Genomic DNA, 23,659 nt, shown 5'->3' with positions numbered 1-23,659 from the left:
GCGACAGTTCCGGGTCAAGTGTCCTGCGTATGGGGTGAAGGCGACAGAGGCCAGGCGATCAAAGACACGTCCGTGGCGGACATGGGTGAGGATGGGAGGCATGCCGAACCGACTGGCCCATGAGACGTCCCCCTACCTCCTCCAGCACGCCGACAACCCGGTGGACTGGTGGCCCTGGTCGGCCGAGGCCTTCGCGGAGGCGCGGCGGCGGGGGGTGCCGGTGCTGCTCAGCGTCGGGTATTCGAGCTGTCACTGGTGCCATGTCATGGCACACGAAAGCTTCGAGGACGACGCCACCGCCGCTGTCCTCAACGACCACTTCGTCAGCGTCAAGGTCGACCGCGAGGAGCGTCCCGACGTCGACGCCGTCTACATGGAAGCCGTGCAGGCCGCCACCGGGCACGGGGGCTGGCCCATGACCGTGTTTCTGACGCCGGATGCCGAGCCGTTCTACTTCGGGACGTACTTCCCGCCGGAGCCGCGGCACGGGATGCCGTCCTTCACTCAGGTGCTCCAGGGGGTGCGGGACGCGTGGACGGACCGGCGCGGGGAGGTTACCGAGGTCGCCGGGAAGATCACGCAGGATCTCGCGGGGCGGCAACTCGGGCTCGGGGACACGGATGTGCCGGGCGAGGGCGAGCTGGCGCAGGCGTTGCTCGGGCTCACGCGGGAGTACGACGCCACGTACGGCGGGTTCGGCGGGGCGCCCAAGTTCCCGCCGTCGATGGTGATCGAGTTCCTGCTGCGGCACCATGCGAGGACGGGTGCCGAGGGCGCGTTGCAGATGGCCGTCGACACGTGTGAGCACATGGCGCGCGGCGGGATCTACGACCAGCTCGGGGGCGGGTTCGCCCGGTACTCCGTGGACCGCGAGTTCGTCGTGCCGCACTTCGAGAAGATGCTGTACGACAACGCGTTGCTGTGCCGGGCGTATGCGCACCTGTGGCGGTCCACCGGCTCCGAGCAGGCCAAGCGCGTCGCCCTGGAGACCGCCGACTTCATGGTGCGCGAGCTGCGGACCAACGAGGGCGGGTTCGCGTCCGCGCTCGATGCCGACAGCGAGGATCCGGCGAGCGGGAAGCACGTCGAGGGCGCCTACTACGTATGGACCCCGGCGCAGTTGGCCGAGGTTCTCGGCGATGAGGACGGGGCCGTCGCCGCCCGGTACTTCGGGGTCACCGAGGAGGGGACCTTCGAGGAAGGGGCCTCCGTGCTCCAACTGGCGCAGAGCGACGAGGTGTTCGACGCCGCGCGGATCGCCTCCATCCGGCAGCGGCTGCGTGACGCCCGCGCCGAGCGGCCCGCCCCCGGCCGCGACGACAAGATCGTGGCCGCCTGGAACGGGCTCGCGATCGCCGCTCTCGCCGAGACCGGCGCCTACTTCGGCCGGCAGGACCTCGTGGACGCCGCCGTCGGCGCGGGGGACCTGCTGGTGCGCCTGCACATGGACCCGCTCGCCCGTATCTCCCGTACGAGCAAGGACGGGCAGGCCGGCGGCAACAGCGGGGTGCTCGAGGACTACGCCGATGTCGCCGAGGGGTTCCTCGCGCTGGCGGGCGTGACCGGGGAAGGCGTGTGGCTGGAGTTCGCCGGGTTCCTGCTCGATCACGTCCTCGACCGGTTCGTGGATCCGGAGAGCGGTGCTCTCTACGACACCGCCGTCGACGCGGAGAAGCTGATCCGGCGGCCGCAGGACCCCACCGACAACGCCACCCCGTCAGGCTGGACCGCCGCCGCCGGAGCACTGCTCTCGTACGCGGCCCACACCGGCAGCGAACCGCACCGCACGGCCGCCGAGAAGGCGCTCGGCGTCGTCAAGGCGCTCGGCCCGCGCGCCCCCCGCTTCATCGGCAACGGTCTCGCGGTCGCCGAGGCGCTGCTCGACGGGCCCCGCGAGATCGCCGTGGTCGGGGAGGTCGGCGGGCGCATGCACCACGCCGCGCTCACCGGGACCGCGCCCGGCGCCGTCGTCGCCGCCGGTCCCGAGGGCGGCGAGGAACTCCCGCTCCTCGCCGACCGGCCCCTCGTCGAGGACCGGGAGACCGCGTACGTGTGCCGCCACTTCGTGTGCGACGCGCCGGTGAACGACGTCGAGCGGCTCAGCCGCGTATTGAGCGAGCCCGCACAGCGATAGGGAACCGGGGAGCCGCCCGTCCGCTCCGGGCCGGGCGGCTACAACCCGTGCTGCAATGTGTCCAGCGCCCGTACCGACAGTTCCCGCAGGTCCAGGCCCCGGTCGTCCTGTTCGGCCCAGTACATCGTGGCCTCCATGAGCGCGCCGACCACGGACATCGCGTAGACCCGGACCTCCAGGTCCCCCGCGTCGCGGCCGGTGCGGTCGGCGAGGACGCGGCACACCATCTGGCCGGTGACGGACATCGACTCCATCATCCGGGAGCGCACCGCGGGCACCTCCACCTGGAGACGGGTGCGCAACCGGGTGACCTCGGGGTCCTCGCTCTCCAGGGCGCGCTGGAGGCTGTGGTCGATGACGTGGCGCAGGGAGTCGATGAGCGACTCGTCGGCCGGCCGCGCCCGCAGCTCCCGTTCGAGGACGGGGTCGAACTCGTCGGTGAGGACGATGTCCTCCTTGGTCGGGAAGTAGCGGAAGACGGTCGACGGCGACACCTCGGCGGCTTCGGCGATCTGCTCGACCGTCGTCGCGTCGTACCCCTGCTCGGCGATCAGGCGGTACGTCGCCTCGCGGATCGCGAGACGGGTCTTGAGCTTCTTGCGTTCCCGGAGCCCGAGTTTGGCATCGGGGGTCTGTGTCGAGGCGGCCATGACCGTCATTGTCGAGTATCCGCGCTGATCGGGGCCACCTCGGTACCGGACGTGGCGTGCTCGGGCGCGGTCGCCGGGCACGAATAAGGGCCGCGGCTCGGGAGCCGCGGCCCTGCTGGGACAGGAGGGAGTGTCTAGGCGTGCTGGTAGGCCACCAGTGAGATGCCGACGTAGTGCACGACGAACGCCGCGAGGGTCAGTGAGTGGAACACCTCGTGGAAGCCGAACCAGCGCGGCGACGGGTTCGGCTTCTTGATGCCGTAGATGACACCGCCCACGCTGTAGAGCAGCCCGCCCGCGATCACCAGGACGAGCACCGCGACACCGCCCGCCTTCATGAAGTCGGGCAGGAAGAAGACGGCGGCCCAGCCCATCGCGATGTAGCAGGGCGTATACAGCCAGCGCGGGGCGCCGACCCAGAAGACGCGGAAGGCGATGCCCGCCGCGGCCGCCACCCAGATGCCCCACAGCAGGGCGTCGCCCTTGGAGTCGGGCAGGAGCAGCAGGGTCAGCGGTGTGTACGTGCCCGCGATGATCAGGAAGATGTTGGCGTGGTCGAGGCGGCGCAGGATGCCGTCCGCGCGCGGGCCCCAGTTGCCGCGGTGGTAGAGCGCGCTCACGCCGAACAGCAGGCAGGCCGTCAGGACGTAGATGCCGCAGGCGACCCGGCCCCGTGTGGAGTCGGCCAGGGCGGTGAGGAAGAGACCGGCGACGAGCACGGCGGGGAACATGCCCGCGTGCAGCCATCCGCGCAGTCTCGGCTTCAGCGGAGAAGGGTGCGCGACGGGGACTTCGGACTCTTCGGCGGCGACGCTCATGGCTCGCATCGTACCTACGCGACCGTAGGTGATGGATATGGAGAGCTTCAGTTCTCACGGGGGGTTAACCCGAAGTCCTGATCCATAAGCGCCGCGCGTCGACGGAGCCGAGTGGGGATGCTCACGTCGCTCAAGTGTGAGGCCCCCTGGACAGATGGGCGAAACGGGCCGATGATCATATGAGTGCGGTCGGCACCGGATGAGCGCTCACTGGGCTCCAGTGGAACGGGAGGCGCGGCGTCCGGGTCGCGGCCCCCACGGGGCAACCAACACAACACCCTCATTTAGGAGCGATCGTGGCGCGCGACATCGCGGCTCCCCCCTCCCGGATCGACACAGCCCCGGCACTCACCCTTCCGGCCGAAGAGCTTCCGACCGACCACCAGGAACTGATCTCGTGGGTCAACGAGATCGCCGAACTGACACAGCCGGACAGCGTGGTCTGGTGCGACGGCTCCGAGGCCGAGTACGAGCGGCTGGCGGAGGAACTGGTCACCAAGGGAACGTTCAAGAAGCTCGACCCGACGCTGCGCCCGAACAGCTACTACGCCGCCTCCGACCCGACCGATGTCGCGCGGGTCGAGGACCGGACGTTCATCTGCTCCGCGAAGGAGGAGGACGCGGGCCCCACGAACCACTGGAAGGCCCCCGCCGAGATGCGGGAGATCTTCCAGGGCAACGAGGGGAACGGGGGCATCTTCCGCGGCTCGATGCGCGGCCGGACGATGTACGTCGTCCCCTTCTGCATGGGCCCGCTCGGCTCGCCGCTGTCCGCGATCGGCGTCGAGATCACCGATTCGGCCTACGTGGCCGTCTCCATGCGCACGATGACCCGGATGGGCCGCCCGGTCCTCGACGAACTGGGGACCGACGGCTTCTTCGTCAAGGCCGTCCACACCCTCGGCGCCCCGCTGGAGCAGGGCCAGGAGGACGTCCCCTGGCCCTGCAACTCCACCAAGTACATCTCGCACTTCCCCGAGGACCGCGAGATCTGGTCCTACGGCTCCGGCTACGGCGGCAACGCCCTGCTCGGCAAGAAGTGCTACGCCCTGCGCATCGCCTCCGTCATGGCGCGTGACGAGGGCTGGCTCGCGGAGCACATGCTCATCCTCAAGCTGACGCCGCCGCAGGGGGAGTCCAAGTACGTCGCAGCCGCGTTCCCGTCCGCCTGCGGCAAGACCAACCTCGCCATGCTGGAGCCCACGATCTCCGGCTGGACCGTCGAGACGATCGGCGACGACATCGCCTGGATGCGGTTCGGCGCGGACGGCCGGCTCTACGCGATCAACCCCGAGGCCGGGTTCTTCGGCGTCGCGCCGGGCACGGGCGAGCACACCAACGCCAACGCGATGAAGACGCTGTGGGGCAACTCGGTCTTCACCAACGTCGCGCTGACCGACGACAACGACGTCTGGTGGGAGGGCATGACGGAGGAGACCCCGGCCCACCTCACCGACTGGAAGGGCAACGACTGGACGCCGGAATCAGGCGTCCCCGCCGCCCACCCCAACGCCCGCTTCACCACTCCGGCCGCGCAGTGCCCGATCATCGCGCCCGAGTGGGAGGACCCGAAGGGCGTACCGATCTCGGCGATCCTGTTCGGCGGGCGGCGCGCGTCCGCGGTGCCGCTGGTCACCGAGTCCTTCGACTGGAACCACGGCGTCTTCCTCGGCGCCAACGTGGCCTCCGAGAAGACCGCCGCCGCCGAGGGCAAGGTCGGTGAGCTGCGCCGCGACCCGTTCGCGATGCTGCCGTTCTGCGGCTACAACATGGGCGACTACATGGCCCACTGGGTGAAGGTGGCCAAGGACAAGGACGCCGCCAAGCTCCCCAAGATCTACTACGTCAACTGGTTCCGCAAGGACGCGGACGGGCGCTTCGTGTGGCCCGGCTTCGGCGAGAACAGCCGCGTCCTCAAGTGGATCGTCGACCGCCTCGACGGCCGGGCGGAAGGTGTCGAGACCCCGATCGGCATTCTTCCGGCCAAGGGCTCCCTGGACACGGACGGCCTGAACCTGGCCGACAAGGACCTGGAGTTCCTGCTCACCGTCGACAAGGAGGTCTGGCGCGAGGAAGCTGCGCTGGTTCCGGAGCACTTGAACACGTTCGGCGATCACACTCCGCCGGAGCTGTGGGACGAGTACCGGAAACTGGTCCAGCGCCTCGGCTAGGCCGCACTTGAATCGGGCCCCGCACAATGACGTGCGGGGTCCGATTCGCTCCGCCTAGGGGCGCGGGGAACTGCGCGAGCAACCACAGAAAAGCCGCAGGCGCGTCTGCTCATGTACCGAGCAGACGCGCCTGCGGCTTTGTCGTGGCTGAGCGCGCAGTTCCCCGCGCCCCTAGGCGGCTACCAAGCGGCCAGCGTTGGCGTGGTACTCCATGCGCTGCGCCGCCAGAATCGCCGCGCTCGTGTCCGCCCGCGATGCCGCAACGACAAGCGCCCGCCCGGCAAGCGCGTGCGCCCGCTGGTGCAGAGCGGCGACATGCGGCTCGTGCACCGCGGCGGCGACGGAGGAACGCACCGGCGCGTGCCCGCCCCGCAGCCGGGCGACCTGAGCGGCCAGCTCCTCCGCGGCGGCGTCGAGCTCCGGGTCCCCGGCGGCCAGCCGGATCTCGTCGGTCAGGGCGAGCAGCGCCGACAGGTGCCCGGCGAGCTGGATGTCCAGCTCCTCCTCGCGGGAGCGGTGCGGGAAATCGCTGTCGGCCGCCATCGTGTGGACCGACTTGGAGCGGATCGGCTCGTACATGGAAGGCCTCCAGGCAACGGACAGGTAGCTGATTGGCCTCCATCGTACCTTGGATTCGGTCTAACTTAGAACCTGTCCAAAGAAGCGGAGTGTCACGGCTGCGCGTACCCGTCCAGGAAGTTCCCGATCCGGGTCATCGCCTCGGTCAGCTGCCGCGTCGAGGGCAGTGTCACCACCCGGAAGTGGTCCGGCTCGGGCCAGTTGAACCCGGTGCCCTGGACGACCATGATCTTCTCGGCGCGCAGCAGGTCGAGCACCATCTGGCGGTCGTCCTTGATCTTGAAGACCTTGGGGTCGAGGCGCGGGAAGAGGTAGAGCGCGCCCTTGGGCCTGACGCAGGTGACGCCCGGGATCTGGGTGAGCAGGTCGTACGCGGCGTCGCTCTGCTCCTTCAGGCGCCCTCCGGGCAGCACCAGGTCCTTGATCGTCTGGCGTCCGGTGAGCGCCGCGACGACCCCGTGCTGGCCCGGCATGTTCGCGCACAGGCGCATGTTCGCGAGGATCGTCAGGCCCTCGATGTACGAGGCGGCGTGCGCGCGCGGCCCGGAGATCGCCATCCAGCCGACCCGGTACCCGGCCACCCGGTACGCCTTCGACATGCCGTTGAAGGTGAGGGTGAGCAGGTCGGGGGCGATGGCGGCGGTCGGTGTGTGTGTCGCGTCGTCGTAGAGGATCTTGTCGTAGATCTCGTCGGAGCAGACGAGGAGGTTGTGGCGGCGGGCGATGTCGGTGAGGCCGCGCAGCATCTCGTCGCTGTAGACGGCGCCCGTCGGGTTGTTCGGGTTGATGATGACGATCGCCTTGGTGCGGTCGGTCACCTTGCGCTCGACGTCGGCGAGGTCCGGCATCCAGTCGGCCTGCTCGTCGCAGCGGTAGTGCACGGCGGTGCCGCCGGAGAGGGAGACGGCGGCGGTCCACAGGGGGTAGTCGGGGGCGGGGACGAGGACCTCGTCGCCGTCGTCGAGGAGGCCCTGCATCGCCATGACGATCAGCTCGGAGACGCCGTTGCCGATGTAGACGTGCTCGACGTCCGTCTCCACGCCGAGCGTCTGGTAGTGCATCATCACCGCGCGGCGGGCGGCGAGCAGCCCCTTGGCGTCGCCGTAGCCGTGGGCGTCGCCGAGGTTGCGGAGCATGTCCTCCAGGATCTCCGGCGGGCACTCGAACCCGAACGCCGCCGGGTTGCCCGTGTTCAGCTTCAGGATCCGGTGGCCCGCCGCTTCCAGCCGCATCGCCTCCTCGAGCACCGGGCCCCGGATCTCGTAGCAGACGTTGGAGAGCTTGGTCGACTGGATGAGCTGCATGCTCCGACTTTACGGCCGGGTAACGGGGCGGCGCCCTCTGTCCTGACGGGTGAGATCGGCCACGGTGACCGGCACCCTGAGGCTGTTCGAGCGTTTGTTCTATTCATTCGGTACGGTGGAGAGCATGCTTCAGGGATCCCTCTTCGACCAGGCCGAGGAGGTCGCGCTCGGCGACCTCACGGGCCTGCGGCGCACCGTGCTCGGGTCCGGGGCCTGGATCGACGTCCTGCCGGGCTGGCTGAGCGGTGCCGACGCCCTGTTCGAACACCTCGCGTCCGGCGTCCCCTGGAAGGCCGAACGCCGCCAGATGTACGAGCGGGTCGTCGACGTGCCCCGGCTCCTCAAGTTCTACGGGGCGGCCGAGCCGCTCCCGCACCCCGCGCTCGACACCGCCCGGGACGCGCTGTCCGCCCACTACGCCGACGAGCTGGGGGAGCCGTTCACCACGGCCGGGCTCTGCTTCTACCGCGACGGGCGCGACAGCGTCGCCTGGCACGGGGACCGGATCGGGCGCGGCGACCGCGAGGACACCATGGTCGCCATCGTCTCCGTCGGGGCACCCCGTGACCTGGTGCTCCGTCCGCTGGGCGGGGGCGCGCCGACCGTGCGCAGGCCGCTCGGGCACGGCGACCTCATCGTGATGGGCGGCTCCTGCCAGCGGACCTGGGAACACGCCATCCCCAAGTCGGCGCGGGCGACCGGACCCCGGATCAGCATCCAGTTCCGGCCGCAGGGCGTGCGCTGAGACTCCGCTACGCGGTCCGGCGTACGGACCTGCCCGCGAGGACATCGGTCCGGCGCCCGTCCTCGATGACGAAGCGGCCGTCGATCAGTACGTGCGGGATGCCGACCGGCAGCGTCCGCGGCGCCTCGAACGACGAGCCCGCCGCCACCGTCTCCGGGTCGAACAGGACCAGATCGGCGCGGTAGCCCTCGCGGACCAGGCCCCGGTCGGGCAGCCGGAGCCGCGCGGCCGGGCGGGACGTGAGGTGCGCGACCGTCTCCTCCAGGGACATGACGCCCAGGTCGCGCGCGTAGTGGCCGAGGTAGTGCGGGAACGTGCCGTATGCGCGCGGGTGCGGCTTCTCGCCCTGCAGGATGCCGTCGCTGCCGCCCGTGTGCACCGGGTGCTGCATGATCGCCCGGACGTTGTCCTCGTGCCCGACGTGCTGAAGGATCGTCGAACCCAGCTTGTCCTCGACGAGGAGTCGGCGGGCGGTGGTCCAGGGGGCCTCACCGCGCTCGGCGGCGGCCGCCGCGACCGTCCTGCCGACGTAGGCGCCGAGCGTCGGATCGGCGACCCCCGAGATCTCGATCGTCTCCCACTCCATCGGCACGCCGTGACAGCCGTCGGAGCCGATCTCCTCGACGTGGTGCCGGATGCGTTCGGCGGTGGCGTCGTCCAGGAGACGGGCGAGGGTCGCGTCCGGGCCGCCCTCGTTGGCCCAGCTGGGCAGCATGGCGACGAGCGTCGTCGCGCCCGGGGTGTACGGGTAGGTGTCCAGGCTGATGTCGGCGCCGCCCGCGATCGCCTCGTCCAGGAGGGCGAGCAGGTCGGCGCCCTTGCCCTTGTTCACGCCGAAGTTCATGGTGGCGTGCGCGAGATGCAGCGAGCAGTTCGCGGTGCGCGTCAGCTCGACCATCTCCCGGTACGCGTCCAGGGCGCCGGCCCCGTAGCTGCGGTGATGGGGGCAGTAGTAGCCGTCGTACCCGGCGACGACGCGGCACAGCTCGGTGAGTTCGGCGTCCTTGGCATACATGCCCGGGGTGTAGGTCAGCCCCGACGACATGCCGACGGCGCCCTGCTCCATGCCCTCGGCGACGAGCCGCTTCATCCGGTCCAGCTCGGCGGGGGTGGCGTCGCGGTCCTCCCAGCCGACCGCGTACATCCGGACCGTGCCCTGGGGGATGAGGTAGGCGGCGTTGACGGCGATGCCGCGGTCCAGACGGTCCAGGTACTCGCCGACCGTGCGCCAGTCGAAGTCGACGGACGTGTCCCCGGGGGCGCCGCCGTTCCAGCCGGTGATCGCGCGGCGGACCTCGGCGAGGGTGCGGTCGTCGACCGGGGCGTACGACAGGCCGTCCTGGCCGAGGACCTCCAGGGTGACGCCCTGAGCCGCCTTCGCGCTGTGGTCCGGGTCGCGGAGCAGAGCCAGGTCGCTGTGGGCGTGCATGTCGATGAACCCGGGGGAGAGGGCGAGGCCGTCGCCGTCGAGCGTGCGGGCGGCCGTGGGGCGCGGGCCCTCGCCCTCGCGAATGATCTCTGCGATCCGGCCGTTGTCGACAGTGACGTCGGCGCGGTACGCGGCACCTCCGGTGCCGTCGATCACACGCACGTCCTTGATGACCAGGTCCATTTCCGACTGCCTCTTTCGTCGTGGCTGAGCTGAACTGCGGACACACCCACCCGCCCACCCGTGCGACTCTCGTCGCCGAGTGCCAGTGGCCCCCGCGGTGCCGCCCCACCGCCGGCGGCCACCGCTGCGTCGCCGGTGAGAAGCACCCCGCCGGGGGCGCGGGGAACTGCGCGAGCGACCCGCCGCGACCAGTGGCCGAAAACCGGCCGGTAGGCGAACGGCGGGGACTCGGGGCCCGGCCCCGCCGCCGACAAGCGACCCGGTCGAGCCCATCACCCGCCTAGAAGAACGTCCGCACGTAATCCACGACCGTGCCGTCCCCCTCCACCACCGGAATCAGCTGCCACTTGTCGAACGACGTGCAGGGGTGCGAAAGCCCCATGCCGAGCCAGTCCCCGACCTCGACCCCGCCGGCCCCCGGCTCCGTACGCACCCACCCGTGCTGATCCGACAGCCCCGTCACGGCGACCCCGGCCGCTTCCCGTACCGCCCCCGTACGCGCGTCCCGTACGACCTGGACCTCGGGCAGGTCGAGGTCGTAGGCGGCGTCCCGCTTGCCCGCGTTGATGAACGCCTGCTCGGGCGTCGGCCGCGACACGACCTGCGCCCACAGCCGGAAGGCGGGATGCAACGCGCCTTCCTCGGGGACCCGGTTGAACGGGGTCAGATGACGGTAGTGCCCGTCGTCGTGGGAGATGTACGCCCCGGAGCGCAGCAACTTCACTACGGGCGCCCCCAGTTCGGGAATCTCCGCGAACACATCGGCCACGGCGTCGAACCAGGCTGAGCCCCCCGCGCTGATCACGATCTCGTCGAGCCCCGCGAACCGCCCGCCCCCGTCGAACCCGACCGCGAGGGCGACGAGCCGCCGCAGCCACGCGCGGACCCGTTCGCCGTCGGCCTGCGGCACCTCGCCCTCGTACCCGGCGACCCCGACGAGCCGCAGCGTCGAGACCCCGGCGACCGCGTCGGCGATGGCCCCGCACTCGGTCTCCGTGCGGGCGCCGGTCCGTGCCCCGTCACCCGCGCCCAGCTCCACGACGACGTCCACGGCCCGGCCCGCCCCTGCGGCGCGCAGAGCCGCGTCCATCAGCTCGACGCCGCGTACGGAGTCCACGTAGCAGACGAAGCGGAAGGACGGGTCGGAGTCGAGTTCACCGGCGAGCCAGCGCAGCGCGGCCGCGTCGACCAGTTCGTTCGCGAGGAAGATCCGCTCGACGCCGAACTCGCGCGCGACCCGCACCTGGTGCGGCACGGCGAGCGTGATGCCCCACGCCCCGTGTTCGATCTGGCGGTGGAAGAGCTGCGGCGCCATGGACGTCTTGCCGTGCGGCGCGAACGTGAGCCCGTGCCGGGTGGCGTACGTCTCCATGAGGGCGAGGTTGTGTTCCAGGCGCTCGGCGGAGAGGGCGAGGACGGGGGTGGTGAAGCCGTCGGTGAAGAGGTTGAGGCGGCGCTCGGCCAGTTCGGCGACGGTCAGGCCCTCGGCCTGGGGCGGCAGGCCCTTGAACCGGAAGTCGACGCGCTCGCGCGCCAGCTCCTGCAGTCGTGCTGCTCCGCGTTCGGCCGCGTCGTCGGCGCTGACGGCATTCTTGGCGGTCACGGTTGCCTCCTCCAGGCGAGGCAGTTGCAATATATGCAACGCCCATTGCGTATGTCGCTCACTGCTGTCTAACATCCGAGCCAACGCCGGGTCAACGGAGCTGTTGGCCCCCACGCCGTGAGGAGACCGACCCCCGTGACCGTCACCGGACCCGCAGCCCCGCACAGCGCAGCCGCCGTCGTCGTGCCCGACGTCGTCGCGCTCGGCGAGTCCATGGTCACGTTCGTCCCCTCGGTCCCGGGGCGCCTCGCCGACGTGCCGTCCTTCGAGCGCGGCATCGGCGGCGCCGAGTCCAACCTCGCCTGCGTCCTCGCGGCCGGCGGCCACCGCGCCCGCTGGGTCAGCCGCGTCGGCGCCGACGGCTTCGGCGACCACCTGATCGAGGCGATCGGCGCGTACGGCGTCGACGTGGCGCACGTGGGCCGCGACGCCGCCCGCCCCACCGGCATCTACTTCCGCACCGCGGGGGACCGCGCCACCGACGCCCACGAGGTCGCCTACTACCGCGCCGGTTCCGCCGCCTCCGCCATGTCCCCGGCCACGATGGACCCGGACACGCTCCGCGCGGGCCGCATCCTGCACCTGTCGGGCATCACCGCGGCCCTGTCGCCGGACTGCCTGGCCCTGCTCCGCACCCTGCTGCCCGGCGCCCCCGGCGGGCCGCTCGTCTCCTTCGACGTCAACCACCGCCCCGGGCTCTGGAGCACCCCGGAGGACGCCCGCGTCCTGCTCGACCTCGCCCGCCGGGCCCACCTCGTCTTCGTCGGCGAGGACGAGGCCGAGGACGCGTTCGGGATCACCGGCGGCCCCGACGCCGTACGGGCGGCCCTGCCCGAGCCGGACCTGCTCGTCGTGAAGCGCGGCGCCGACGGAGCCGTCGCCTACGACCGCGACGGCGGCGCCCGCCACTTCGAACCCGCCCCGCGCGTCGACGTCGTCGCCGCCGTCGGCGCGGGCGACGCCTTCGCCGCCGGGTTCCTCTCCGCGACCCTGCGCGGCCTGCCCGTCGCCGACCGGCTGCGCCACGGCCACCTGTGGGCCGCCGCCGCGCTCACCGTCCCCGGCGACCTCGCCGCGCCCCCGCACCGCGACCACGCCGACCGCCTGGTCGCCCTCGACGCCGCCGCGTGGGGGACACTGCACCTCGGCCCCGGGTGGACGACCGCCCACGACGAGGCCGCCGAGGAGGTACGTACGCCATGAGCCAGACCGTCGACCGCGCGCTCAGCATCCTGCCGCTGCTCGCCGAGGGACCCGCGGACCTCGGCCAGGTGGCCGACCGCCTCGGCGTGCACAAGAGCACCGCTCTCCGTCTCCTGCGCACCCTGCACGAGCACGGCCTCGTCCACCGCCAGGCCGACCAGCGCTACCGGCTCGGCGCCCGCCTCTTCGCCCTCGCCCAGGAAGCCGTCGAGAACCTCGACGTCCGCGAGATCGCCCACCCGCACCTCGTAGCCCTCAACGAGAAGTGCGGCCACACCGTCCACCTCGCGGTCTACGAGGAGGACGAGGTCCTCTACATCGACAAGGTCGAGAGCCGCTACCCCGTGCGCATGTACTCGCGCATCGGCAAGCCGGTCGCGATCACGGTCGCCGCCGTCGCCAAGCTGCTCCTCGCCGACCTGTCGGAACCCGAGCGCCGCGCCGTGGCGGAGAAGCTCGACTACCCCATGTACACGTCCCGTTCGACCCCCAACGCCGCCGCGTTCCTGCGCGAGCTGGAGAAGGTGGGCGAACAGGGCTGGGCCACCGACCTCGGTGGCCACGAGGAGTCCATCAACTGCGTCGGGGCGCCCGTCCGCGGCGCCGACGGCCGCGTCGTCGCCGCCATGTCGGTCTCCGCGCCGAACGTGGTCGTCACCGCCGAGGAACTCCTCACCCTGCTCCCGCTGGTGCGCCGCACGGCGGAAGCCATCAGCCGGGACTACTCAGGAACCGGTCCCGGCCCGGGTTCCGGTCCCGGCCCAGGTTCAGGTAACACCCCCACGAAGGAAGCAAGTTCACGATGACCGAGAAGACGGCCCTCACCCCCGCCACGCACACCACCCCGCCCGCGAAGTTCTCGCACGGCGTCAAGAAGGGCAACATCCTCCAGGTCGCCGGCCAGGTCGGCTTCCTCCCCGCCGAGGAGGGCAAGGCCCCGACCCCGGCGGGCCCGACCCTGCGCGAGCAGACCCTCCAGACGTTCGCCAACGTCAAGGCGATCCTCGAAGAGGGCGGCGCCACCTGGGACGACGTCATGATGATGCGCGTCTACCTCACGGACGTCGACCACTTCGCCGAGATGAACGAGATCTACAACGAGTACTTCGAGGAGCAGGGCCTCAAGGCCCCCGCCTCGGCCCGCACCACGGTCTACGTCGGTCTCCCGGCGGGCCTGCTCATCGAGATCGACGCGCTCGCAGTCCTGGGCTGATCCGCTGATCCGCTGATCCCGTTCTGAGCTGAGCAGCATCTTCCTCGCTTCTTCTGTACGTCGTCACGGTGCGGCGCGTCGTCCGGACGCGCCGCACCGCGATCCCCCCTGCCCAGAAACATCCATGCCCTTACGAGGACCCCCATGCTCCCCATATCCACCACCCTGGCCCCGCTCGCGGCCGCCGCCTCCGAACCGCCACCCCACACCGGCGGCATCCTGAAGCTGATCGACGGCACGGCGGGCCTCCTGACGATCGCCGCGCTCGGCATCGTGCTGCTCCTCTTCCTGATCATCAAGGCGCGCCTGCAGCCCTTCGTGGCCCTCCTCGCGGTCTCCATCGCGGTCGGCCTCGGCGCGGGCCTGTCCGTCACCGAACTCTTCGGCACCGTCCAGAAATCCGACGCGGTCTCCACGATCGAGTCCGGCATGGGCGGCACCCTCGGCCATGTAGCGATCATCATCGGGCTCGGGACCATGCTCGGCGCGGTCCTCGAAGTCTCCGGCGGCGCCGAGGTCCTCGCCTCCCGCCTCCTCAACCTCTTCGGCGAGAAGCGCGCCCCGCTCGCCATGGGCCTCACCGGCCTGATCTTCGGTATCCCCGTCTTCTTCGACGTCGGCATCTTCGTCCTGGCCCCGATCGTCTACGCGGCGGCCAAGCGCGGCGGCAAGTCGATCATCCTGTACTGCATGCCGCTCCTGGCCGGCCTGTCGATGACGCACGCGTTCCTGCCCCCGCACCCGGGCCCCGTCGCCGCCGCCGGACTCCTCCACGTCGACCTCGGCTGGGTCATCCTCATGGGCATCGTCTGCGGCATCCCCGCCGTGCTCGCCGCCTGGGGCTGGGCCGCCTGGATCGGCAAGCGGATCTTCGTGCCCGTCCCGCAGGACATGGTCGAGGCCGCCGACGAGGCCAAGGCGTCCCTTGAGGCCGAACAGCGCGCCTCGGGCGTCACCCCGACCGAGAAGCCGGTCGCGCTCGGCGTCGTCTTCGCCATCATCGGCACCCCGCTGATCCTGATCCTCCTCGCCACTTTCTCCTCGATCGCCTTCGACCCGTCCACGGGCCGCTCCGTCATCGAGTTCTTCGGCCACCCCTTCGTGGCCCTGACGATCGCGCTGCTCCTCGCCTACTACCTGCTCGGCATCCGGCGCGGCTGGTCCCGCAAGTCCCTGGAGACGGTGTCGACGGCGTCGCTCAAGCCGGTCGGCAACATCCTGCTGGTGGTCGGCGCGGGCGGAATCTTCGGAGCGGTCCTCAAGGCGAGCGGCATCGCGCAGGCACTCGCCGACACGTTCAACGACGTGGGCCTGCCGGTCATCGTCCTCGCCTACCTGATCTCGCTGGTGCTCCGCGTGGCGCAGGGCTCGGCGACGGTGGCCATCGTGACGACGGCGGGCATCGTGGCCCCGCTGCTCTCGGAGGGCAACTACTCCCAGGCCTTCACGGCCCTGGTCATCATGGCGATCTCCGCGGGCTCGATCTTCGCCTCGCACGTCAACGACGGCGGCTTCTGGATGGTCGCCAAGTACTTCGGCATCACGGAGCGCGACACCCTGCGGACGTGGACGGTCCTGGAGTCGGTGCTCTCGATCGCCGGGTTCGTGGTGGCGGCGGTGGTCAGCCTGTTCGTCTAGCGGTGCGCCGCGTACGGTAAAGGGCGCGTCAAGCCGTGAGTTGAGACACCGCCCGTGGCGGACGAGAACCAGTGGGGCCCGGGGGAGGCGCCGCACAGCCTCGTCCGCCATACTTCCGCCCGTGGAGCAGCGTATGGAGAGTCAGAGTCAGAAGGTCACGCCCGTCACCGGTGCCGGTTTCGACCCGGCGTACGTTCCCGGCCTGACGTCTCCCGGGCCGGGGACGGCAGCCGAGGACACGGTCACGGAGCCCGACGAGACGGCGGCGGAGGAGGTGACGCGGGAAGAGCCGGAGGACGCGAAGCCCGTCGAGAAGACTGACGAGAAGCCCGTCGAGAAGCCCGTCGAGAAGCTCCTTGAGGAGACCGACGAGAAGGCTGTCGAGGGTGACGGCCCGGCCATGGAGGCGAAGGACCGCCGGGGTTCGATCACCGTCGACGCGACCGGTGTCCGGTTCACGCTCGACGACCAGGAGGCGGAGTTCACCTGGGACGAGATCAGCGCGGTCGAGTACGGCACGTCCCGCAAGCGCCTCACGGTGACGGTCCACACGCCCAACAGCCGCTGGTACCCGAACGACGTCGAGGCGCCGGACAAGTCCCGCCTGGCCGAGTGGACCGAGCAGTTGGACAAGGCGCTGGACGCGTACTTCGAGGACTGACGGGCCGGGCGGCGGCGGGCGGACCGGCAACGGTTCCGGTAGGCCCCCTTGCCGCCGGGCCCGCTTTACGCTCCCTTGGTATCCATGGCGGACACCACGGGCAGCACAGGCAGCACAGGTACCCCCACCACCTCGGGCATCGACGACCACCCCCGCAAGTCCAGCTGGAAGTACATCGGCCCCGGCATCGTCGTGGCCGCGACGGGCGTCGGTGCCGGTGACCTGGTCGCCACGCTGGTCGCGGGCAGCAACTTCGGCTACACCCTCCTCTGGGCGGCGGTCCTCGGCTGCCTCGTCAAGATCAGCCTGGCCGAGGCGGCGGGCCGCTGGCACCTGGCCACCGGCCGTACGCTCTTCGACGGCTGGGCGAGTCTGGGCCGCTGGACGACGTGGTTCTTCGTCGTCTACGTGGTGATCTGGGGCTTCGTCTACGGGGCGGCGGCGATGTCGTCCAGCGCACTCCCGCTCCAAGCGCTCTTCCCGGACGTCTTCCCGTCCGACTGGTCGATCAAGCCGTGGGCGATCCTCTGCGGCCTGGTGGGTTTGCTCTTCGTCTGGTTCAACAAATACGACGTCTTCGAAAAGGTCATGACGGTCCTGGTGGGCGTCATGTTCGTGGTGACGGTGTATCTGGCGATCCGCGTAACCCCGAACCTCGGCGACGCGTTCGCGGGCTTGCTTCCCGTCCTGCCCGACGAAAAGGACTCGATCCTCAACACGCTGGGCCTGATCGGCGGGGTGGGCGGCACGATCACGCTTGCGGCATACGGCTATTGGGTCAACGCGAAGGGCTGGACGAACACGTCCTGGATGAAGGTGATGCGCCTCGACAACAGGGTCGCGTACATCACGACGGGCGTGTTCGTCGTGGCAATGCTCTTCGTGGGAGCGGAACTCCTGCACGCGTCCCACACGGCCATCGCAAGCGGCGACAAGGGCCTGCTCGACCTGACGAAGATCCTGGAGTCGGAGTACGGCACGGCCACGGCCAAACTCTTCCTGATCGGCTTCTTCGCCACGTCCTTCACGTCCCTGATCGGCGTCTGGCACGGCGTGAGTCTGATGTTCGCGGACTTCGTGGAGCGGTACCGCGCGGAGCGCGTCGGGGGCGAGAAGGTGGCAAGGGGCGACCTGGAACGCAACTGGCCCTTCCGCATCTACCTGCTCTGGCTCACATTCCCCCCGATCATCCTCCTCTTCCAGGGCCAGCCGTTTCGCCTGGTCATCCTCTACGGGGTCCTGGGCGCGGCCTTCATGCCCTTCCTGGCCTTGACCCTGATCTGGCTCCTGAACTCCGCCCGCACGCCCGCCGCTTGGCGCAACGGCTGGCTGAGCAACGGGATGCTGGCGGTGGCGGGCCTGCTGTTCGTGATCCTGTGCGTGAAACAGATCTGGGATCAGCCTTGGTCGGATTTTTTCTAGGCCAGGATCAAATGGCCTGTGGAGAGGCTTGAAAGGTACGCGTCCGGGCCAGGGTCATCTCAGTGGCGCGGAAGGAAAGCAGCGAATTTTCATCCTGCACGACCACGGCGATTCCTTCAGCGCTCCGCACCAGGTCAATGCTTTTAGAGCCAGGTGGACCCCAGCCCCTCACCGTCACCTGGCGCACGCCGGTGAAAACCAAGAAGAACTCAAAGCCTTCGCTCCCTTCCTGAGTGGTGAACCCGAGGGTGGCAGAGGCGAGCCGCTCGTCGAGGTGCACGTAGAAAAGGTCGCTGGCGCTCAGCATGGACGGATTTGCGAGCGCCTCGATGTCAAAGTCGTTCATAGAAGGTCTTCTCGCAGAAGTCGGGAATCGTGGTGTGGCGCATGCTGTCAAGCCTGCTGCGGAACACGTGCAGGCCGTCGTCGCTCCCTGCGGGACCCAGTCGGAAGCCGCTCACATGTCCTACAAGAACATCGGTGCTGCTGGTGAAGCGAAGAAATGAGTTGCCGTCGGCGGCGGCCGTCACGCGGATCCGGTGCTGTTCGCCTTCCAAAGATGTCGTGCCGAGGCGCATCGCCACGGGCGGCTCCCAAGCGTCCAGTTCCACATCGGCCACGGCCAGGAACTGGAGTTGTCCTTGGACCGTGTCGACCCCGGCCGCGACCCAATCGTCGGGAAGCGGCAGGGAAGGCGCGGGCAAGTCCAGCCGCAGCGTGACGCTGGGCCCGCGCCAGTTGAGATGGACGGATCGCAGCCGGACGAACTCCAACGGGGGGAGTCCGGCGTCGTAGAAGGAGGCCAACACCTCTCCGTTCCGCAACGGGATGCTATTCGGGGGCATAGGGATAGTGCTCCTCGCACCCGGAGAATTCCCCTCGCCGTAGAACGGGTCTTCCCACTTGATGTCGGTCACGCTGGCTCCCTGGCGCCATGCGGGGCGTCGAAGAACTCGACGTTCCGTCCGTATCGATCGATTCCTGTGAGGCGCCACGGGCGGTCCGACCCCAGTGAGAAGAGCTGGTCGATACGAGCCGTCCCGTCTATGCAGCGTGCCACGCAGATGGCCTTTTCATCTCCCAATCGGGTATGCCTCGCTTCGGCGTCTCAAAGCAAGTGGTCCGCCTTCCCGGCCTTTATGTCGCGGATCAGTGTGCGGAGCGCTTCGTGGGAGTCGGTGATGTAGGTGTCCTCGGCTCCGGTGACGGTGATGTAGGCGTTGCCGGTCGAATCGGTTCCGAGGCGGAAGCAAGAATTACCCTCGCCGCAGAACGGGTCTTCCCACTTGATGTCGGTCATGCCGGCTCCCTCGTAGTCGGTCGCCTCAGGGTTCGATCGATATCAGGATTGATCGCTCCTGGAGGTGGCTCACGTAGCCGCCCGACAAGGACACTTTGGCGCCATGCGGGGCGTCGAAGAACTCGACGTTCCGTGCGTATCGATCGATTCCTGTGAGGCGCCACGGGCGGTCCGACCCCAGTGAGAAGAGCTGGTCGATACGAGCCGTCCCGTCTATGCAGCGTGCCACGCAGATGGCCTTTTCATCTCCCAATCGGGTATGCCTCGCTTCGGCGTCTCAAAGCAAGTGGTCCGCCTTCCCGGCCTTTATGTCGCGGATCAGTGTGCGGAGCGCTTCGTGGGAGTCGGTGATGTAGGTGTCCTCGGCTCCGGCCACGGTGATGTATGCGTTACCGCTGGCATCGGTCCCGAGGCGGAAGCAGCTTGCTCCCTCGCCGCAGAAAGGGGCTTCCCAAATGATCTCGGGCAACGTGATCTCCTCAGAGGTGGGTGGCGATTTCATGGATGAAGTCGCGGGACGGCCCGGTCGGCAGGGCGATGCGCTCCATCCAGTCGAGGTGGGTCCGGTATTTGTTCAGCTGCGCTTGGTCGCCGAGGAACTCCGGGCCGTGCGAGCTGTCGACCTGGACGGTATCCAGTTGAGGCACCGGACCGTGCAGATAGTTCACGGTCTGGCCGGCGCCGGGGAAAGAGCCTGCCGCGAACGGAACGACTCGCACGATGACGTGCTCCTGCTCGGAAGCCGCGATGAGGTGCTCAAGTTGTCGGCGGGCCACGCGTGGCCCGCCGAACTGCATCCGGAGCGCCGCTTCATGAATCAGGCAGACGTACTCGGTGGGGTTGTCGCCCTCCAGGACCTGTTGGCGCTCCACGCGGTAGGCCAGGCGCAGCGCCACCTCGTGCTGCGGCAGCGCGGGCAGGACGGCCCGGAACAGTTCGAGGGCGTGGTCGCTGGTCTGTAGCAGGCCCGGAATGTGTGCCGTGTGGGCGGTGCGCATGCGGGTGGCGTGCCATTCCAGTTCGGCGATGTCCAGCAGGCCAGAGGAGAGCGAGCCGCGATAACGCTCCCACCAGCCACGCCCGTTGGGGCCGGCCATGTCGACGAGGGACTCCACGTACGTCTCGTCCGAGCACGCGCAATTGCAGGCCAGCGTACGCAGGCGTTCGGCACTGATGGTGCGGATACCGGTCTCTATGTTGGAGATCTTCGCCCGGTCCATGCCGAGCAACCCGGCGGCCTGTTCCGCTGTCATCCCGGCAGCTGTCCGGATCTTGCGCAGTTCACTGCCCAGGCGTCGCTGACGTTCGGTGGACGTGGTCCTCGGTGGCATGCCCTTCCCTTCCCGCGTACGTCAGCAGTCTGCCGTGCGGCGGCTCCCCTCACTCACGGATGGGTTGGTTTTGTTAATGGCGTGGCACCTGAACCACTCTCTGCCCTACGTTCAGTAACGCACACGCTACACACGGCAGTTGGCAGTGCATCGCGCGAGCCTGCCCGCAGACTCCCTCCCTAGGAGGGGCGGGGCCCGCGTTCAGGGAGACGAGCCACCCGCTGCCGCCGACCACATCCGCCCCGCACCGCGAGGAGCCCGGCATGTCTCTCAGCGTTGTTCCCGCCTGCCCCGTGAACCCCCACCGCTCGGCCCCGGCCCCCGGCAGACTCGCCTACAGCCTCACGCTGCCCGCCGCACTCACCACACCCGCGATCGCCCGCGCAGCAACCCGCACCTTCTTGCGCACACATGATCTCGATGGGCTTCTCGAACCCGCTCAGCAGGCCGTTTCCGAACTCGTCGCCACGGCTTGCCGGTTCACGGACGATGCCGACGTCTACGTAGCACTGCGCTACAGGGACGACGCCCTTCGCGTCACCACGTACGACCACCATGTCCCTCACAGGCACCCGCGCCTCCTCGCGGCCTGCGACGGTCGGCGGCGGGCCGCCCTGCGGTTGCTCGCCTGTGTCTCGCGGGCGTGCGGCGGCGACTGGGGCTACGGGCCCTCCCGGGAACCCGGCGGTGGAACGCGGATGCGGGTCGTGCTGCCCAGGCATGGGGCAGGCGCCTACGGGAGGTAGGGCCCGCCATGCACGAGGCCTACTGGAACGGGATGTTCAGCCAAGGGCTCCCCGGGTCCTCCGTCAGGATGCGGTGGGCTTGGACCATGTCCTCGTACCAGTCACCGAACTCCTCGTCGTCGAAGTGCAGGCAGCGGCCGAGGATGTAGCCCGCGGAGAAGTCCTGCCAGGAGCGGTACGAGAGGGAGGCCGCCCGGCCCGCGGCCACGACAGCGGACTCCGCCTCCTGGAGTGTGCCGAAGCGGGCGCCGAGGCCCCAGCGGGCCATTTTCGAGGCGCGGCCGAGGTCCCAGGCGTCCACCGAGCTCACGTACCGCCCCTCGGCGAGTACGCCGTCGGCCCGCATCCGGGATTCATAGCGGGTGATCCGGCCGATGAGCCGCTGCACGCCCTCGATCCGGGCGGTGGTCTCCGCCTCGGGTCGGGGCTCCGTGTAGGTGACCCCGTCCTCGCTGAGCGTGGTGCGTTCGGCGGCGTTGCGCCGCATCACCGTCTCCGCCGCCTGGCGCCAGTACGCGGGGTCGACGTGGCCCCCGAAGTCGCGGGCGATCGTGCGGCGCAGGCTCAGAGCGAACTCCCAAACGGGACTGTGGGACTCGCAGGCGAGCAGGCCGTCCAGCGCCGATCTCCACTCCTCGCGCGTGGTGATGCCCCACCACTCGCGCAGCCGCTCGCGCTCCTTGTCGTAACCCGTTCCGTGCCAGCCCATGGCGTTCCACAGGGACCCGTTGGTCACGCAGAGGAGCGCTCCGCAGGCAAGGCCGTGGGCGACCGTGCCGTGCAGCGGGCCGCCGACGCTCAGTGCTCGCAGATGTCCGCGAAGCCTCGGACTTCCCACGTGGTCGGCGACTCGGGCCCAGTGGGTGGCGTGCGGCGGGCCGGCGGGCAGCGAGACCTCGCAGGGGGAACCGGGGTTCACGGTGAGGAGCGGCGGATCGGTGGGAGTCCAGGAGCGGGCGAACCAGTGCAGAGGGTGCCGCGTGAACACGAGGTTCGGCTCGGGCGTGGGCAGCATCCCGTCGGTGAAGACCTCCCACCGGTACGTGGGGGCGTGCGGCGGGCAATAGAGCGGGAGGATGGAGTCGGCGTGGGTGTCTGCGTGGGCCCGGTCGATCACGAAGTACAGATACGCCCGCGCCAGCGTCTCGTAGTACGCCGCCCAGTCTCCGCGGCTCTTCGCCTCGTACAGCGCCTGCTCTGTGGGGGTGGGCGCGTTCCACGCCGGTGCCGCTGCCGCTGCCGGGCCGAAGTCCTGGGGCGGCGGACCGAACGTCATGGCGGCTGCTCCCTGGTCGCTGCTTCCGGTGGACGCCGCAAGGTTACTGACCAAGCCTTGGGCAGCGCCGCCGGGGGAGCGGCGGCGCTGCCCGGTCAAGGGGCCACGGGCCGTGGGGTCACGGGCCCTGGAGCTACAGGCCGTGGACGTGCGGGCCGACCGCCGAGGACCACGCGTTGCCGGATGTCGCGTCCCAGTTCGTGGACCAGGTCATCGCGCCGCGCAGGCCGGGGTAGGTCTTGGACGGCTTGAAGGAGCCGCAGTTCGTGCCCTTGGTGAGGCAGTCGAGGGCGTCGTTGACGACGGACGGGGCTACGTAGCCGCTGCCCGCCGCGCTCGTCGAGGCGGGGGTGCCGATGCCGACCTGGGACGGGTCGAGGCCGCCTTCCAGCTGGACGCAGGCGAGCGCGGTCAGGAAGTCGACGGTGCCCTGGCTGTAGACCTTGCCGTCGCAGCCGAGCATCGACCCGCTGTTGTAGTACTGCATGTTGACGACCGTGAGGATGTCCTTCACGGCGAGGGCCGTCTTGAAGTACTCGGCGGACGTCGACTGCATGTCGATGGTCTGGGGCGCCATCGTGAGGACGAAGTCGGAACCCGCCTTTGACGCGAGCGACTTCAGCGCCTGGGACATGTACGTGGAGTTGAGGCCGTTCTCGAGGTCGATGTCCACGCCGTCGAAGCCGTACTCCTGCATGAGGGAGTACACCGAGTCCGCGAAGTTCGTCGCGGAGGCGGAGTCGCTGACGGACACCGTGCCGTTCTGGCCGCCGATCGAGATGATCACGGACTTGCCGGCGGCCTGCTTCGCCTTGATGTCGGCCTTGAACGCGTCCTCCGTGTATCCGCCGAGGCCCGCCGAGTCGAGCGTGAAATCGACGGCGCCCGGCGTCGTGGTCGCGTCCGCGAAGGCGACCGCGATGATGTCGTAGTCGGAGGGGACATCGCTCAGCTTCTGGACGCTGGCGCCATTGTCGAAGTTCTGCCAGTAGCCGGTCACCGCGTGGGCGGGGACGGCGGAGGCGGCCGTGGGGGTGGCCGTGGGGGTGGCCGTGGCGGTGCCCGCCGTCGTGAGCAGGCCGGTCACGGCGAGCGTCGCCGCCGTGAACGCGCCTGCCAGCGCGCCGAGTCGCTTCATCTTCCTGCCTCCATGTGGGGGGAGGGACCCGGCACACGTGTGCCGGGTCGAGGTGCGTGGGGAAGCAGCTGCTGGGCGTAAAAACTGGTCCAGACCAATAGCTATGTCAAGGGTT

23 protein-coding genes are annotated in these 23,659 nt (G+C 69.6%); 10 read left to right on the top strand and 13 right to left on the bottom strand.

Annotated features, from left to right (window positions below; all coding sequences use genetic code 11):
* The first annotated feature begins 100 nt into the window (after positions 1-100).
* Positions 101-2,134: a thioredoxin domain-containing protein gene (locus tag C1N81_RS19990; RefSeq protein WP_394431002.1), complete on the top strand. Its 2,034-nt coding sequence runs from the start codon at positions 101-103 to the stop codon at positions 2,132-2,134.
* Between the two features lie 38 nt (positions 2,135-2,172).
* Here C1N81_RS19990 and C1N81_RS19985 read toward each other — a convergent pair whose 3' ends face one another.
* Together C1N81_RS19985 and C1N81_RS19980 are read right to left on the bottom strand one after the other, a co-directional pair.
* Positions 2,173-2,793: a TetR/AcrR family transcriptional regulator gene (locus tag C1N81_RS19985; protein WP_394431000.1), complete on the bottom strand. Its 621-nt coding sequence runs from the start codon at positions 2,791-2,793 to the stop codon at positions 2,173-2,175.
* Positions 2,794-2,918: 125 nt separating this feature from the next.
* Complete coding sequence (locus C1N81_RS19980; RefSeq protein WP_394430998.1) at positions 2,919-3,602, bottom strand: PAQR family membrane homeostasis protein TrhA; 684 nt, start codon at positions 3,600-3,602, stop codon at positions 2,919-2,921.
* A gap of 296 nt (positions 3,603-3,898) precedes the next feature.
* Here C1N81_RS19980 and C1N81_RS19975 point away from each other — a divergent pair, with 296 nt between their 5' ends.
* Entirely contained in the window at positions 3,899-5,773 is a 1,875-nt protein-coding gene (locus tag C1N81_RS19975) for a phosphoenolpyruvate carboxykinase (GTP) (protein ID WP_394430996.1), read from the top strand.
* A gap of 171 nt (positions 5,774-5,944) precedes the next feature.
* Here C1N81_RS19975 and C1N81_RS19970 read toward each other — a convergent pair whose 3' ends face one another.
* Positions 5,945-6,352 (bottom strand): SCO4983 family protein, encoded by a 408-nt coding sequence (locus C1N81_RS19970; RefSeq protein ID WP_394430994.1) that lies wholly within the window; start codon positions 6,350-6,352, stop codon positions 5,945-5,947.
* A 92-nt stretch (positions 6,353-6,444) separates the two neighbouring features.
* Positions 6,445-7,656: a pyridoxal phosphate-dependent aminotransferase gene (locus C1N81_RS19965; RefSeq protein ID WP_394430992.1), complete on the bottom strand. Its 1,212-nt coding sequence runs from the start codon at positions 7,654-7,656 to the stop codon at positions 6,445-6,447.
* Between the two features lie 124 nt (positions 7,657-7,780).
* Here C1N81_RS19965 and C1N81_RS19960 point away from each other — a divergent pair, with 124 nt between their 5' ends.
* Positions 7,781-8,401, top strand: a complete 621-nt coding sequence (locus tag C1N81_RS19960; protein WP_394430990.1) for an alpha-ketoglutarate-dependent dioxygenase AlkB — start codon at positions 7,781-7,783, stop codon at positions 8,399-8,401.
* 7 nt (positions 8,402-8,408) lie between these two features.
* On the opposite strand, the gene C1N81_RS19955 is transcribed toward C1N81_RS19960, so the two are convergent.
* Positions 8,409-10,013, bottom strand: coding sequence for an N-acyl-D-amino-acid deacylase family protein (locus C1N81_RS19955; RefSeq protein WP_394430988.1), 1,605 nt, complete (start codon positions 10,011-10,013; stop codon positions 8,409-8,411).
* Between the two features lie 280 nt (positions 10,014-10,293).
* The gene (locus C1N81_RS19950) at positions 10,294-11,559 is read right to left on the bottom strand and encodes an amino acid deaminase (RefSeq protein ID WP_394438069.1); all 1,266 of its coding nucleotides are present in this window, start codon (positions 11,557-11,559) and stop codon (positions 10,294-10,296) included.
* Between the two features lie 192 nt (positions 11,560-11,751).
* On the opposite strand from C1N81_RS19950, the gene C1N81_RS19945 reads away from it, so the two are divergent.
* The 6 genes from C1N81_RS19945 (at position 11,752) to C1N81_RS19920 (ending at position 17,753) form a co-directional block, all read left to right on the top strand.
* Complete coding sequence (locus C1N81_RS19945) at positions 11,752-12,819, top strand: sugar kinase (RefSeq protein ID WP_394430986.1); 1,068 nt, start codon at positions 11,752-11,754, stop codon at positions 12,817-12,819.
* On the top strand, positions 12,816-13,625 hold the full coding sequence (locus C1N81_RS19940) for an IclR family transcriptional regulator (RefSeq protein WP_394430985.1): 810 nt from the start codon (positions 12,816-12,818) through the stop codon (positions 13,623-13,625). Before C1N81_RS19945 ends, C1N81_RS19940 begins: the two co-directional genes overlap by 4 nt.
* Positions 13,622-14,032 (top strand): RidA family protein, encoded by a 411-nt coding sequence (locus tag C1N81_RS19935; protein WP_394430983.1) that lies wholly within the window; start codon positions 13,622-13,624, stop codon positions 14,030-14,032. Before C1N81_RS19940 ends, C1N81_RS19935 begins: the two co-directional genes overlap by 4 nt.
* Before the next feature lie 144 nt (positions 14,033-14,176).
* Positions 14,177-15,670 carry a GntP family permease gene (locus tag C1N81_RS19930; RefSeq protein WP_394430981.1) on the top strand — a complete coding sequence of 498 codons (1,494 nt, stop codon included), beginning with the start codon at positions 14,177-14,179 and terminating at the stop codon, positions 15,668-15,670.
* Positions 15,671-15,803: 133 nt separating this feature from the next.
* The gene (locus C1N81_RS19925) at positions 15,804-16,331 is read left to right on the top strand and encodes a hypothetical protein (protein WP_394430979.1); all 528 of its coding nucleotides are present in this window, start codon (positions 15,804-15,806) and stop codon (positions 16,329-16,331) included.
* 84 nt (positions 16,332-16,415) lie between these two features.
* Entirely contained in the window at positions 16,416-17,753 is a 1,338-nt protein-coding gene (locus C1N81_RS19920; RefSeq protein WP_394430977.1) for an Nramp family divalent metal transporter, read from the top strand.
* Positions 17,754-17,760: 7 nt separating this feature from the next.
* On the opposite strand, the gene C1N81_RS19915 is transcribed toward C1N81_RS19920, so the two are convergent.
* The 5 genes from C1N81_RS19915 to C1N81_RS19895 form a co-directional block, all read right to left on the bottom strand.
* A complete protein-coding gene (locus tag C1N81_RS19915) occupies positions 17,761-18,099 on the bottom strand; it encodes a hypothetical protein (RefSeq protein WP_394430975.1) in 339 nt (112 codons plus the stop codon).
* Positions 18,086-18,670, bottom strand: a complete 585-nt coding sequence (locus C1N81_RS19910) for an Imm50 family immunity protein (protein ID WP_394430973.1) — start codon at positions 18,668-18,670, stop codon at positions 18,086-18,088. Before C1N81_RS19910 ends, C1N81_RS19915 begins: the two co-directional genes overlap by 14 nt.
* A gap of 191 nt (positions 18,671-18,861) precedes the next feature.
* Positions 18,862-19,053, bottom strand: coding sequence for a hypothetical protein (locus C1N81_RS19905; RefSeq protein ID WP_394430971.1), 192 nt, complete (start codon positions 19,051-19,053; stop codon positions 18,862-18,864).
* 277 nt (positions 19,054-19,330) lie between these two features.
* Positions 19,331-19,522, bottom strand: a complete 192-nt coding sequence (locus tag C1N81_RS19900; RefSeq protein ID WP_394430969.1) for a hypothetical protein — start codon at positions 19,520-19,522, stop codon at positions 19,331-19,333.
* Between the two features lie 10 nt (positions 19,523-19,532).
* A complete protein-coding gene (locus C1N81_RS19895) occupies positions 19,533-20,384 on the bottom strand; it encodes a helix-turn-helix domain-containing protein (protein ID WP_394430967.1) in 852 nt (283 codons plus the stop codon).
* A 263-nt stretch (positions 20,385-20,647) separates the two neighbouring features.
* Between C1N81_RS19895 and C1N81_RS19890 the strand changes: the two genes are divergently transcribed.
* Positions 20,648-21,130: an ATP-binding protein gene (locus C1N81_RS19890; RefSeq protein ID WP_394430965.1), complete on the top strand. Its 483-nt coding sequence runs from the start codon at positions 20,648-20,650 to the stop codon at positions 21,128-21,130.
* Between the two features lie 19 nt (positions 21,131-21,149).
* On the opposite strand, the gene C1N81_RS19885 is transcribed toward C1N81_RS19890, so the two are convergent.
* Positions 21,150-22,406 carry a DUF1266 domain-containing protein gene (locus tag C1N81_RS19885; RefSeq protein WP_394430963.1) on the bottom strand — a complete coding sequence of 419 codons (1,257 nt, stop codon included), beginning with the start codon at positions 22,404-22,406 and terminating at the stop codon, positions 21,150-21,152.
* Between the two features lie 133 nt (positions 22,407-22,539).
* Positions 22,540-23,544 (bottom strand): chitinase, encoded by a 1,005-nt coding sequence (locus C1N81_RS19880; protein ID WP_394430961.1) that lies wholly within the window; start codon positions 23,542-23,544, stop codon positions 22,540-22,542.
* Positions 23,545-23,659: the final 115 nt, after the last annotated feature.

The sequence above is a fragment of the Streptomyces sp. SGAir0957 genome (assembly GCF_043523415.1).
This window is presented reverse-complemented; position numbering and strand designations above follow the sequence as displayed.

Excerpts from the sequence above, each read along its gene's own strand:
- C1N81_RS19890 (WP_394430965.1), top strand. The coding sequence starts at position 20,648 with ATGTCTCTCAGCGTTGTTCCCGCCTGCCCCGTGAACCCCCACCGCTCG.
- C1N81_RS19985 (WP_394431000.1), bottom strand. The coding sequence starts at position 2,793 with ATGACGGTCATGGCCGCCTCGACACAGACCCCCGATGCCAAACTCGGG.
- C1N81_RS19885 (WP_394430963.1), bottom strand. The coding sequence starts at position 22,406 with ATGACGTTCGGTCCGCCGCCCCAGGACTTCGGCCCGGCAGCGGCAGCG.
- C1N81_RS19915 (WP_394430975.1), bottom strand. The coding sequence starts at position 18,099 with ATGAACGACTTTGACATCGAGGCGCTCGCAAATCCGTCCATGCTGAGC.
- C1N81_RS19990 (WP_394431002.1), top strand. The coding sequence starts at position 101 with ATGCCGAACCGACTGGCCCATGAGACGTCCCCCTACCTCCTCCAGCAC.
- C1N81_RS19960 (WP_394430990.1), top strand. The coding sequence starts at position 7,781 with ATGCTTCAGGGATCCCTCTTCGACCAGGCCGAGGAGGTCGCGCTCGGC.
- C1N81_RS19965 (WP_394430992.1), bottom strand. The coding sequence starts at position 7,656 with ATGCAGCTCATCCAGTCGACCAAGCTCTCCAACGTCTGCTACGAGATC.
- C1N81_RS19905 (WP_394430971.1), bottom strand. The coding sequence starts at position 19,053 with ATGACCGACATCAAGTGGGAAGACCCGTTCTGCGGCGAGGGTAATTCT.
- C1N81_RS19935 (WP_394430983.1), top strand. The coding sequence starts at position 13,622 with ATGACCGAGAAGACGGCCCTCACCCCCGCCACGCACACCACCCCGCCC.
- C1N81_RS19980 (WP_394430998.1), bottom strand. The coding sequence starts at position 3,602 with ATGAGCGTCGCCGCCGAAGAGTCCGAAGTCCCCGTCGCGCACCCTTCT.
- C1N81_RS19955 (WP_394430988.1), bottom strand. The coding sequence starts at position 10,013 with ATGGACCTGGTCATCAAGGACGTGCGTGTGATCGACGGCACCGGAGGT.
- C1N81_RS19920 (WP_394430977.1), top strand. The coding sequence starts at position 16,416 with ATGGCGGACACCACGGGCAGCACAGGCAGCACAGGTACCCCCACCACC.
- C1N81_RS19930 (WP_394430981.1), top strand. The coding sequence starts at position 14,177 with ATGCTCCCCATATCCACCACCCTGGCCCCGCTCGCGGCCGCCGCCTCC.
- C1N81_RS19880 (WP_394430961.1), bottom strand. The coding sequence starts at position 23,544 with ATGAAGCGACTCGGCGCGCTGGCAGGCGCGTTCACGGCGGCGACGCTC.
- C1N81_RS19970 (WP_394430994.1), bottom strand. The coding sequence starts at position 6,352 with ATGTACGAGCCGATCCGCTCCAAGTCGGTCCACACGATGGCGGCCGAC.
- C1N81_RS19895 (WP_394430967.1), bottom strand. The coding sequence starts at position 20,384 with ATGCCACCGAGGACCACGTCCACCGAACGTCAGCGACGCCTGGGCAGT.
- C1N81_RS19925 (WP_394430979.1), top strand. The coding sequence starts at position 15,804 with ATGGAGAGTCAGAGTCAGAAGGTCACGCCCGTCACCGGTGCCGGTTTC.
- C1N81_RS19940 (WP_394430985.1), top strand. The coding sequence starts at position 12,816 with ATGAGCCAGACCGTCGACCGCGCGCTCAGCATCCTGCCGCTGCTCGCC.